10 protein-coding genes and 1 tRNA gene are annotated in these 11819 nt (G+C 69.0%); 6 read left to right on the forward strand and 5 right to left on the reverse strand.

Going from position 1 to position 11819, the window contains the following annotated elements:
• Positions 1-72 precede the first annotated feature (72 nt).
• Positions 73-951, reverse strand: a complete 879-nt coding sequence (locus ACFXPL_RS36055; RefSeq protein ID WP_384927398.1) for a Bax inhibitor-1/YccA family protein — start codon at positions 949-951, stop codon at positions 73-75.
• A 734-nt stretch (positions 952-1685) separates the two neighbouring features.
• Between ACFXPL_RS36055 and ACFXPL_RS36060 the strand changes: the two genes are divergently transcribed.
• Entirely contained in the window at positions 1686-2807 is a 1122-nt protein-coding gene (locus tag ACFXPL_RS36060) for a hypothetical protein (protein ID WP_384927399.1), read from the forward strand.
• Positions 2808-2972: 165 nt separating this feature from the next.
• Here ACFXPL_RS36060 and ACFXPL_RS36065 read toward each other — a convergent pair whose 3' ends face one another.
• Positions 2973-3293, reverse strand: a complete 321-nt coding sequence (locus ACFXPL_RS36065) for a hypothetical protein (RefSeq protein WP_384927400.1) — start codon at positions 3291-3293, stop codon at positions 2973-2975.
• A gap of 450 nt (positions 3294-3743) precedes the next feature.
• On the opposite strand from ACFXPL_RS36065, the gene ACFXPL_RS36070 reads away from it, so the two are divergent.
• From ACFXPL_RS36070 to ACFXPL_RS36080, 3 genes are all read left to right on the forward strand, one after another.
• Positions 3744-3872: a hypothetical protein gene (locus ACFXPL_RS36070; RefSeq protein ID WP_384927401.1), complete on the forward strand. Its 129-nt coding sequence runs from the start codon at positions 3744-3746 to the stop codon at positions 3870-3872.
• A gap of 29 nt (positions 3873-3901) precedes the next feature.
• Positions 3902-4183, forward strand: a complete 282-nt coding sequence (locus tag ACFXPL_RS36075; protein ID WP_384927402.1) for a hypothetical protein — start codon at positions 3902-3904, stop codon at positions 4181-4183.
• Positions 4184-4467: 284 nt separating this feature from the next.
• A complete protein-coding gene (locus ACFXPL_RS36080; protein ID WP_384927403.1) occupies positions 4468-6081 on the forward strand; it encodes a carboxylesterase/lipase family protein in 1614 nt (537 codons plus the stop codon).
• Positions 6082-6276: 195 nt separating this feature from the next.
• Here ACFXPL_RS36080 and ACFXPL_RS36085 read toward each other — a convergent pair whose 3' ends face one another.
• From ACFXPL_RS36085 to ACFXPL_RS36095, 3 genes are all read right to left on the reverse strand, one after another.
• Positions 6277-7515 carry a site-specific integrase gene (locus ACFXPL_RS36085; protein WP_384927404.1) on the reverse strand — a complete coding sequence of 413 codons (1239 nt, stop codon included), beginning with the start codon at positions 7513-7515 and terminating at the stop codon, positions 6277-6279.
• Between the two features lie 23 nt (positions 7516-7538).
• Positions 7539-7721, reverse strand: a complete 183-nt coding sequence (locus tag ACFXPL_RS36090; protein WP_384927405.1) for a hypothetical protein — start codon at positions 7719-7721, stop codon at positions 7539-7541.
• 104 nt (positions 7722-7825) lie between these two features.
• Positions 7826-7908 (reverse strand) — tRNA-Leu (locus ACFXPL_RS36095).
• Positions 7909-8423: 515 nt separating this feature from the next.
• On the opposite strand from ACFXPL_RS36095, the gene ACFXPL_RS36100 reads away from it, so the two are divergent.
• Entirely contained in the window at positions 8424-9194 is a 771-nt protein-coding gene (locus ACFXPL_RS36100; protein ID WP_384927406.1) for an ABC transporter ATP-binding protein, read from the forward strand.
• Positions 9195-9245: 51 nt separating this feature from the next.
• On the forward strand, positions 9246-11789 hold the full coding sequence (locus ACFXPL_RS36105) for an ABC transporter permease (RefSeq protein WP_384927407.1): 2544 nt from the start codon (positions 9246-9248) through the stop codon (positions 11787-11789).
• The last annotated feature ends 30 nt before the right edge of the window (positions 11790-11819 follow it).

Here is an 11819-nt window from a genome sequence, read left to right on the forward strand (position 1 = left end):
CCGCGGACCCCTCCGTCAACTCACGTCACCCGGTCGGCCGCTGCCGGCTCGTCGGGTGTTCCACCGGTCCCGCTAGTCGTTGCCGCTGAGGATCGAGAAGAGCCGCAGCATCTCCATGTAGATCCACACCAGGGTCAGTGTGAGACCGAACGCCGCCAGCCAGGACTCCTCGCGCGGAGCGCCGTACGCGACGCCGTCCTCGACCTGCTTGAAGTCGAGCGCCAGGAAGCACGCGCCGAGGATGATGCCGATGATGCCGAAGAGGATGCCGAGGCCACCGCTGCGGAAGCCGAGGCCGTCGCCGCCGCCGAAGACGCTGAAGAGCATGTTGGCGACCATGAGGAGCACGAAGCCCATCGCGGCGGCCATCACGAAGCCGTAGAAGCGGCGCGTGACGCGGATCCAGCGCATCTTGTACGCGAACAGCACGCCGGCGAAGACCGCCATCGTGCCCATCACCGCCTGGACCACCACGCCGGGCGCGATGTAGGTGCTGACGACGTTGCTGATCACGCCGAGGAAGACACCCTCGAACGCCGCGTACGACAGGATCAGCGCCGGGGACGGCTTGCGCTTGAAGGACTGGATCATCGACAGGGCGAAGGCGACGAGCACGGCGCCGATGGCGATCCCGTACGACGTGCCCATGTTCGCCTGGTCGACCGGCAGCAGCACCCAGGAGAGGACCGCCGTGAGCACGACCGTGCCCAGCGTCATACCCGTACGGGTGACGACGTCGTCGATGGTCATGGCACCGGTGCTCGGCGGTGCCTGCGGCGTGCCGACCGGGGCGCCCTGCTGCTGCGCGTAGGGGTTGGTCGCGTACGGGTTCGTCGCGTACGGGTTGGTTCCTACTGCGGGGCCCCCGGCCTGCGGCGCCGCGTTGAAGCCCGCGTGGCCGTTGTCGCGGCTGAAGCCCCGTCGCGAGAAGACCGGGTTGCTGCTCCTCATCTCACTCCTCCATGGCCACCCAGCGCGGCCTTGCGTCAAGAGTAATGGGACAGCAAAGCGTACGCCCTAGTGCTCGGGGAGGATCTTTCGCCGAATCGGGCGCTCACGGCGTGCCGCTCGTCACAAAACCCGCCGAAAGGGACCGCGGCGCCAGCCGGCGCGTGGCGCGTGATGTGCCCGGAGCCGGACGTGAACCGGCAGGGGTACCGGCACTGCCCCGCGGCGACGCTCCGGCCTCGAAGAACTGGCCCGCCCTGCCCCGTTCCAGCCAGAAAAATCCCGAATCGGCGGGGGTCGGTGCGCCCATGGGGCACCGTCGGCGCGCCCCGACACGGCAGCCGGGGGCCTGGCGCCCATCGGTGCCAGGCTCCCGACACAGCGGGACGCCCCCGGAGCGCACCGTGCGAGTCCGTCGAGAAGCCGTCGAGCGAGACATTCATGCCGGCGTCGAGTTCAGCCAGGCGCGCGATCCGATGGGGCGTCACCATCGTCGCGTCGGCGCAGCAGGCGCCGGCACTCACGCGGGCCGTCCGGAAGTCGCCGATGATCTGAATCGGGCCGGCGTGCACGAACGGCTCACCGCCGGTCAGCGTCATCCGGTTCACATGGGCCGCCGCAAGCCGCGGGACGAGCTGGTCCCGGACCTCGTGCGGCCGTCCTTGAGTGTGCCTGCCCTACCCGACCCGCCTCTGCCATGCTCATGCGCATAGCCATCGGGCAGCTGGAAGGGCCTCATGATCGAGTCGTTGCTCCAGATTGTTCAGCAGGTGGCGGTGGGGAGCGTTTCTGCCGCGGGCACCGAAGTGGGACAGGCGATCGTTTCCGCGATCCGTGACCGTCTGGGCGGGACCGATCGTGGCCGTGAGGCATTGGATTCCCTGGACCAGCAGCCGGAGGACCCCGCCGCGGTCGCCGCCGTGGGTGATCTGCTGCGTACGGAAGTGGATGCCGACCCGGCGTTCGCGGAGCGGCTTTCCGCTCTGCTCGCCCAGCAGCGGACCGCCGTGTCAGCCCGGGTCACCACGGGAAGTATCACGCTGGACGGGACGACGATCCGGGGCCGGAACACGATCTCCCTCGGCCCTGTATCGATCAGCAACACACGGAACGTGCGGTTGTCCCTCATCGCGGCCGCGGTGGCTTTCGTCGGGCTGGTGGGCCTGGGGGTCTACGGCGGGGCCCGGTTGGCAAACGGGCCCGAGGCGAAGGACAGCCCCCCAGGGACTGCCGCGACGAACCCTTCGGGAGGCGGCAGTCCGAGCCGCGGAGCCTTAAGACCCGAGTGGGAGCCGACCGTCACCGCGCTCCCCGCCTCAGCCCTCCTCTCCACGCTGCCCGCTCCCACCGAGGTGCCGCCGTACCTGACGTACACCTCCGAACCCGATTCGATCACCTTTGACCAGATCGACAAGTGGGGGAAGCTCGCCACCGCATTCGTCTTCTACGACCTCAAAGGGTCCGAAAACGTGCACTTCTGGCTGGAGGTCACGTCCTACACCAACGTCTCGAAGGCCAAGACCATCTGGCCCTTCGAGATCGAAAGAGTGCGGGACTACATCGCGCCCTTCGCCGGGAGCGACCTGCCCCAGTGGACGACGAAGGCATTGCCACCGCCCGACGTCGGAGACGAGAGCTGGATGGGTTCCGCCACTCCTTCCAAAGGCTCCGAAGGTGAGCGGACAGGCGCCGTCGCACGCGTGGGGAGCGTGACCGTCGCCGTCACCGTCAGCGGGGTGGGCCGCCGCCCTTCCGACGAGGACTTCAAAGCTGTCGGCGCAAAGGAGATGACCGACCTCCTCGGACTCCTCGCCCTGCGCGCCGAGAATGTACAGAAGGGCCTGCTGCCGGCCGCCTGACCGCTGTGCGGACAGACGAAACGGCGCCACGGCCCGACAGGGAGCGGCGCCCGGCATCCCTGCTGCCCGGCGGGAACGACCGGTGGAGGCGATGGCCCCGCCCCCGGCCCCGTACGCAGGACGCGGCACGGGACGGTGGCCCAAGTCCTCTTCAGCGCCGGACGGTCAGATCGTGTGGGCGACCTTGTCCAGCAGGGCGGCGCTCGCCGGGACGTCGTGGCTCAGCCGAACCGCGCGGTGCGGCAGCTCGGCGAGAGGGGCCGCCACCTCGGCGCGAGCGCTCTCCCGGCCGCCCCCGTCCACGCCAAAGATGCGGGCCGTCGATGTAGACGTCACGACGGCTTCGCGGAGCGCAGACTCGGGGCGCTTCCCGTGCCAGGCGGTCAGCCGTTCACGGACCGGATCCAGGAGCGAGTCGTGGACGGCGAGCCGCGTGCCGCGGTACCCGGCGAACGAGAGGAGGGCGAGTTCTGCGAGATTGATCATTTCCGTACCCCGATGTCCAGATCATCCGGCCGATTGCAGCGGTGGATGGCAGGCCATCCCGGAGGGTGGGTTCCGACGGAAACCTCCCAGGCCAGATCCAGTTTTCAGATCACGAAAGGGCTGACTTGGTGTCGGCGCCCCTAGGGCGTCTTTCGTCGAACGCAAGCCGCCTCTCCGGTCGTGCACAACGGCGGAAGCACGCGGACGGTTCATCGCCGTGCGTGGCGTGTCGTGCGCCGTACGTGGAACGACGCGGACAACGGGCTGCGGGGGCGACGGGCGTTGAACCGGTCGCCTCCGCAGCCCGTTGTCCTTCGCGTCAGTACCTCGTCTCCGGGCCCCCGTCTCACCCGGGAGGAGCGTCCGGAGCGGGGCACGGTGTTTCCCAGCGGCTCCCAGGCCGCGGACCACCGCACTCGCTTCACTCCTTCCGAGAGGGGTTTCTTCATCATGACTTCGCCGCGGGTCCGTTCCGCTCTTGTCGCTGCCGACGCCGTTGCGGGCACGCTGCTGATGACGGCCTGCCAGAACGACGACACCACCCAGGGCGCCGGCGCGGACGGCACGGCGACCGAGTAGAAGACCGCCGACAGGAGCGGGGCGGCGGGGTGAGCGGTAGGAGCGGGGTCAGCGGCACGTTCGAGGGCGGCGAGGTGTCCTACCAGGCACCGGGCAATTGCACGGTCACCACCGACGGCATGGATCAGCAGTTCTGGGTGTCCCGGGCCACGGAGATCCGGGGCGCGGGCGGGATCTGCGGGGACGCCGAGGGCCAGACCGCACAGAAGTGCACGGAAGCCGAGCTGGAGAAGGCCGCCAAGGCGGACGACCTCAGGGCCAAGGTGACGATCAAGAACGGTGTCACCCTCCGCGTCACCGAGGAGCGGTAGGCCGCAGGCCCGGCGAGGAGGGGGCTGGGGCGGCCGGGCGATCCTGCCGCCCCAGCCCCTCGCAGTGGCCTCGCGGACCGGACCAGCTCGTTCAGGTCGCGACGGCCGGCGCGGTCGGCTCGTCGGGCGAGGCCCGCATCGCCACGAGCATGGCCACGGTTCCGTGGATTCTCCCCGGGCCGTAAGACCCGGGCATCTGGTGTGAACCATCGGAGGGGCAGGCACGTCCTCTGGAAGGGTGCATCGAACACTCGGACGGATCGGGCCCGTCCCGGACCCGCAGTGTGCTCGGCCGTCCGAGGGAAGGGCTCGGGCGGATCGAGGCGGCCATATCGGGATTCGCTGTCCCGGTCGGCACGCCATGGGCACCCTTTTGCAACGTTATAGGAGTTCTGATGTCGAAAGACGTGTACAACCCCCGGGTGGCCGTCGACGGCGGCACCCTGGAAGGCCGAATACGCGACGGTGTCGCCTCCTTCCTGGGAGTTCCGTACGCCGCGCCGCCTTTCGGGCCGAACCGGCTGCGGGAGCCGCAGCCGGTGATTCCGTGGCGGGGCGTCCGCGACGCCGGCCGCATGGGGCCGACAGTGCCGAAAGAGGACTATCCGCCTGTCTTCCGGCAGCTCTTCCACGAGGTGGAGATCGAGGGGGAGGAGTGCCTCAACCTCAATGTCTGGACACCCGCCCCCGGGGCGAGCGGTCTTCCGGTGCTGGTATGGATCCACGGCGGCGGGTTCACCAACGGCTCCAATTCCGTGGCGGCGTACGACGGGTCGGCCTTCGCGCGCAGCGGCGTGGTCTGCGTGGCGATCAACTACCGGCTCCTCGCCGAGGGTTTTCTCTTTCTCGGCGACGGCGTGCCCAATCCAGGCCTGCAGGACCAGGTGGCCGCGCTGGAATGGGTGCGGGACAACATCGCCGCCTTCGGCGGTGACCCCGGGAATGTGACGGTCGCGGGGGAGTCGGCCGGCGCGATGAGCATTGCCGCCCTGCTGGCGATGCCGTCCGCGGCCGGGCTGTTCGCCCGCGCCGTCACGCAGTCCGGAGCCGCCACCGCCACGCTCACTTCCGAGCAGGGGCTGGCGGTCGGCAGCCTGCTGGCCGAAACCCTCGAAGTGCCGTTCACCAGGGATGCCATCGCCGCCGTTCCGCCCGGCCGGCTCGTGCGCGCCGCTTCCGAGGTGATTGCCGCGATCCAGAGCGATCTCGATCCCGCCAGGTGGGGAAGCCTCGCAGCGAGCAAACTGCCGTTCGCACCGGTGGTCGACGGTACCGTCCTGCCGCTCCATCCGCTGGACGCCGCTCGCGCCGGTACAAGCGCGCCGGTTCCGCTGCTCACGGGCTGGAACCGCGACGAAGGCCGCCTGTTCCTCGTGGCCACGCACACGCTCGACGCGATCGACGAGGCCGCCCTGCTCGGCGCGGCGGGGGCACTCGGGCTCGGGCCGGAAGCGGTGGAGGTCTACCGCGCCGCGCGACCCGGCGCCACCCCCGGCGATCTGCTCGCGGCGGTCAGCACCGACTGGACCTACGCCGTTCCGGCCCTCCGGTACGCCGAAGCCCGCATCGCCGGGGGTGCCGGGCCTACCTGGGTGTACCGCTTCGACCATCTGGAGCCGACCGACAACCACGGCTTCGGCACGTGCCACGCGACGGAGGTGCCGTTCATCTTCCGGACCGAGGGCCACGACAGCGTACGGGCGCTCATAGGGGACCAGCCCTCGCCGACAGCAGCCGCCACGGCACACGAGACATGGGTGTCCTTCGCCAGGGAAGGCGCGCCGGGGTGGGAGCCCTATGACACAACCCGCCGGCCCACAGCACTGATCGCGGAGAAGGTTCGCGTGGTCGACGACCCCGCCCCCGACGAGCGTCGCGCCTGGGACGGCATCCGCTGACAACAGTCCGATAGCGAGCGAGTGCGGCACGACAGCAGGGAGCTGTCAAGGCCCCGGCGCGCACCGGGAGCGCCATGCCGCCAGAGCCAACCCTTATGGAGCTGGCACACGGCGAGGCCGGCGGCGATCGGATGCTCGCATTCCAGACACTCCACGCAAGGAGGTTTCACGCACGCCAGTGCGCTGGGACTGGCCTCAGCGCGCACGGCGCCGAGGCCAACCGTCGGCCACCAATCCCCATGCAGGCAGGCCCCACATCCTGCGAACATCGCCTGAAACATCAAGGGGTGGGAGCCAGTCAGTGATCATCTTGGATGCGTGCATCCTCCGCGGGGTCGGTCTGGAAAGCAGCAGCGCCGACCTCCTGCGGACGATCCGGGCGGTCGGAAGGGAGCGTATCGCCGTCCCCTGGACGGTCATGGAGGAGCTTGTGCCCAGCGGGCCGTCGTCGGCCGGAGGCAGCAGATGCCCGTACCGGTCCGACGTCGTGGTGATCGACTCATGGCCCAATCGCCGCTGGACGTAGGTCAAACCCCGTCCGGCCGACAGCAGCGCCGCCGCGTGGGAGTGCCGCAGGTCGTGGATCGTCGGGCGTTGATCGGGGTCCAGCGTGCCAGCTTCCTTCGCCCGCCGTACGGCCACCACGAACCGGTCGTAGAAAGTCGAGTACGGCAGCCGCTCGCCCTTGTCGTTGTGGTGCCGCAGATCCCCAGGTTTGAGACCATTGAGGCCGTCGTCGATCATCTCCTGGTACGTGATCTCGTCGAGCCTCACGGTGCGGCGGGATCGCTTCGGCTTCGGCTTACCCAGGTAATAGCCGCCGCCATCCTCCCGCGTCCGCCGCTTCCAGGCCCGGGTCACCCGAAGCTTCGGTTCGCCGTCCTTCGGGTCGCGGAAGACCTGGCGCTTCGCGACCGCGGTGAGTTCACCCCATCGCAGACCCGTCGCGTACTTCCGGCGCACCAGTTTCTTGTCTTCCGGCCGATCGAATTGGTCGACGCCCCCTTGGACTTCGGACGGTTCGAGGAAGCACATGTCCTCGTCTTCACCGTCGTCGATCACTCCGTCGTCGTCTGTACGCGGCAACCGGGTTGACTCGCACGGGTTGCGGTCGCGCGGCGGCGGCTCCTCCTGCGTCGCCTCCCGAAGGATCGAGGACAGCAGGCCGTGAAGGTTCTTGAGGGTCTTCGGGCTCATCTCCTGTCTGGAGCCCCGCCACACCTTCGTCTTCGCCATCAGGTTCACCCAGGCGCTGACAGTGGCCTTGCCGAAGTGCTCAGTACTGCGGATGTCGCGATGCGCGAAGGCCGGAAGGATGCAGGTCTCCAACTCCTCCATGATCGCGTCCTTGTAGTGCCCCTCGACGCCGGTCCGGTTCTTCACCGACTCCCGTGCGTACGTCGCGAAGACGTACCGGGCGTCGTCGCCGGCCATCGGGTCGATGTACCCCTTGCCTTTCACCCACCCGGGGGCCACTGCTGCCCGTGCTCGTTGACGGCCTTCTTGAAGACATCGGCCGACGGCTCGTCCTCGAACCATTCGTCCTGCCAGCGGCCATCTCGTGACCCGCCCAGACGCCATTTCACCTGATAGCTCGTGAACTCGCCGAGCCGGTTCTTCCGCTTCGCGACGTACGCCATGGACCGAGCGTAGAGGCGCCGTGCGCCCACGGTGCGCCCAAGCACACACAGAGTGACAGCGGAAATCGGTCGTTTCCGCTGCTCAACACAGGTGGCGCGAGATGTGCCCGGAGCCGGACTTGAACCGGCACGCCCCCGAGGGGCAGCGAGGTTTAAGCTCGCCGTGTCTGCATTCCACCATCCGGGCAAGGCGCGCGACGCCGCGTTGGCACAGGAGCCTATCGGGACACACCACTCGAACAGCCGAGCGCCTACCCGATGTTGTCTTATTTTATTGAGGTCTGAGGGTGCGTCAGGGCACGTAACAAGTCATCGGCACATGCCGGGCGCGGGTGGCCATCTCGTACCGAGGCACACGAGAATGACGAAAAGTCGCCGCCCGGTCACGCATCCGGCACAGCCACCGCTCCGGGCGTGCGCCGGAGCGCCTCCGGCGCGCAGGTGGTCGCGCGGGCGGGCGGGGATCCTCCGGGGGGCGTGCTTACACCCTCTCAGGGGCGGTGTCATACCCGAGGAGGAGAGCGCGGCCCGGTGGGTCAGACCCAAGAGGGCCACGGGAACGGGCATCGGGACGGACGCCCGGAGGGCCAGGCGAGAAGAGGATGGAGGAGTCCGCCGAGGGAGGGGTTCCTCCGCTCGCGGAGCCCCGCCGCCGGGTCCGTTCCGGCTCCGTCCTGACCGTTCCGACAGGAGTGTTCTTCCGTGACCACCACCCCGCTCGCCCACCGCGCCACCACGGTGGCCGCCCGCGCCTCCGATCTCTCGAAGGTCTACGGAGTGGGCGAGACCCAAGTGGTCGCGCTCGACCATGTCTCCGTCGACTTCCGCCAGGGTGAGTTCACCGCGATCATGGGCCCGTCCGGCTCCGGCAAGTCCACGCTGATGCACTGCGTGGCCGGCCTCGACAGCTTCAGCAGCGGCTCCGTGCGCATCGGCGAGACCGAGCTGTCCACCCTGAAGGACAAGAAGCTCACGCAGTTGCGCCGGGACAAGATCGGCTTCATCTTCCAGGCGTTCAACCTGCTGCCGACCCTGACGGCCCTGGAGAACATCACGCTCCCCATGGACATCGCCGGCCGCAAGCCCGACAAGGCGTGGCTCGACCAGGTCATCACGATGATCGGCCTCTCCGACCGGCTCGGCCACCGGCCCACCCAGCTCTCCGGCGGCCAGCAGCAGCGCGTGGCCGTCGCCCGCGCCCTCGCCTCGCAGCCCGAGATCATCTTCGGTGACGAGCCGACCGGGAACCTGGACTCGCGCTCCGGCGCCGAGGTGCTGGGCTTCCTGCGCAACTCGGTACGGGAGCTGGGCCAGACCGTCGTGATGGTGACGCACGACCCGGTGGCCGCCTCCTACGCGGACCGGGTGATCTTCCTCGCCGACGGGCGCATCGTCGACGAGATGTTCGCGCCCACCGCCGACGGCGTGCTGGACCGGATGAAGGCGTTCGACGCCAAGGGCCGCACGAGCTGACCGTACGCCCCGTCCCGTCCCCTCCGGCCCACCCTCACCAGGACTCCCATCATGTTCCGTACCGCCCTGCGAACTGTGCTCGCGCACAAGGCCAGGCTGCTGATGACCGTGCTCGCCGTCATGCTCGGCGTCGCCTTCGTCTCCGGCACCCTGATCTTCACCGACACCCTCGGCAGCGCCTTCCGCAACCAGTCGGTGAAGAGCTACAAGGACGTAGCCGTCTCCGTCTCCGCCTACGATTTCCGCGACAGCGACGACCCGGAGGCCCGCAAGGGCGGCCCGGGACTCAGCCAGGCCGCCATGGACCGGATCGAGGCGCTCGACGGGGTCGCCTCCGTCACCGGGCGCATCGAGAACTTCGCCGGGGTCGCGGACCCCGACGGCAAGCTGATCGGCGACGGCTGGTCCAACACGGGCTCCAACTTCGCGCCCGGCGAGAACGGCAAGGACCCCGCGTACACCTTCACCGACGGCTCGGGCCCCCGCGAGGAAGGCCAGATCGCGCTCGACAAGGACACCGCCACCAAGGGCGAGTACAAGGTCGGTGACACCGTGCGGGTCGCCACCAACGGACCGGTGAAGGAGTACACCCTCTCCGGTGTCTTCACCACCGAGGACGGCGCGGTCAACGCGGGCGGCAGCCTGGTCCTCTTCACCACCGAGGTCGCCCAGAAGCTCTATCTGGAGCCCGGCTACTACGAGAAGGCGACCGTCAGCGCCGCCCCCGGCACCTCCGACACCGCGCTCCTCGCGCAGGTGAAGAAGATCCTCCCGAAGAACGCCGAGGCGGAGACCGGCGACGCGCTGGCCACGAAGCAGGCGAAGGAGATCGAGTCGGGTCTCTCCGGCCTCAACCAGATGCTGCTGGCCTTCGCCGCCATCGCCCTGTTCGTCGGCGTCTTCCTGATCTCCAACACCTTCACCATGCTGGTCGCCCAGCGCACCAAGGAACTGGCGCTGATGCGCGCCGTCGGCGCCTCCCGCAAGCAGGTCAAGCGCTCGGTGCTGGCCGAGGCGGCCATCGTCGGCATCATCGCCTCGGTCGTCGGCTTCGTCCTCGGGCTCGGTCTGGCGATGGGACTGCGCGGCCTGATGGACTCGTTCGGCGCGAAGATCCCGGGCGGACCGCTGATCGTCTCCCCGGTCGCGATCGCCGCCGCGCTCGGCGTCGGTGTGCTGATCACCGTCTTCGCCGCCTGGCTGCCGGCCCGCCGGGCCGCGAAGATCCCGCCGGTGGCGGCGATGAGCAGCGTGCACGCCGTGGCCACCACCAAGTCCCTCGTCGTCCGCAACTCCATCGGTCTGGTCATCGCCCTGCTGGGCGCCGCCGGGATCCTGGTGGGCGCGCACCAGGGCTCCAAGGGCCGGTTCATCCTGGCCGGGGGCGGATTCCTCACGATGATCGGCGTCATCGTGCTCATCCCGCTGCTCTCCCGGCCGGTCATCGCGCTCGTACGGCCGCTGCTCGTACGGGTCTTCGGGGTGTCGGGCAAGCTGGCGGCCCAGAACGCCGTACGCAACCCGCGGCGCACCGGAGCCACCGCCTCCGCGCTGGCCATCGGACTCACCCTGGTCACCGGCCTCACCGTGCTGGGTGTCACGATCGGCCAGGCCATCGACCAGATGACCACGGACAACATCAAGGCCGACTACAAGGCCATGATGGCCAACGGCAACCCTCTCGACCCGAGCGCCCTGAGCGCGCTGAAGAAGGCCCCCGGCGTCAGCGCGGTCTCCCCGCAGCAGGCGGTCGACCTGGAGATCAAGGGCGAGTACGAGTCGGCTTCCGGGGTGACCCCCGGGGCCATCGAGAAGGTCTTCAACCTCACCACGGTCTCCGGCTCGCTCGGCTCGCTCTCCGGCGACGCGGTCGCGGTCGCGGAGGACACCGCGAAGTCCAAGGGGTGGAAGACCGGCGACACCATCCAGGTGAAGTACAACGACGGGAAGAGCGCCGACCTGAAGATCGGCGCGGTCTACGAGGGGAACGAGTTCCTCTCCCCGCTGCTCATCTCGACGGAGCTGGCGAACCCGCACGAGGCCAAGCACTTCATCCGCGAGGTGTGGGTGAAGGCGGACGGCGGCCCGAGCGGCGCCCGTGAGCAGGCCCTCGTGGACGCCCTGGGCAAGAACCCGGCGATCACGCTGATGGACCAGAACGACATCAGGAACCAGAACAGCGGGCTGATCAACACGGCGCTGAACATCATGTACGGCCTGCTGGCGATGGCCCTGATCATCGCGGTCCTCGGGGTCGTCAACACCCTGGCGATGTCGGTGTTCGAGCGGCAGCAGGAGATCGGCATGCTGCGCGCGATCGGTCTGGACCGGCGCAGGGTGAAGCGGATGATCCGGCTGGAGGCCGTGGTGATCTCGCTCTTCGGCGCGGTGGTCGGGATCGGCCTCGGTACCTTCCTGGCCTGGGCGATCGGTCAGACGATCAAGAACGCGATCCCCGGGTACGCGCTGTTCATACCGTGGGACAGGATCGCGCTCTTCCTGGCGCTGGCCGCCCTGGTGGGTGTCCTGGCGTCGCTGTGGCCGGCGCGCAGCGCGGCGAAGCTCAACATGCTGACGGCGATCAAGACCGAGTAGCGGAGCACCGGCCGGGGGCCCCCGGGGGCC

The sequence above is a fragment of the Streptomyces sp. NPDC059092 genome (genome assembly GCF_042756365.1).
Classification (GTDB): Bacteria; Actinomycetota; Actinomycetes; order Streptomycetales; family Streptomycetaceae; genus Streptomyces.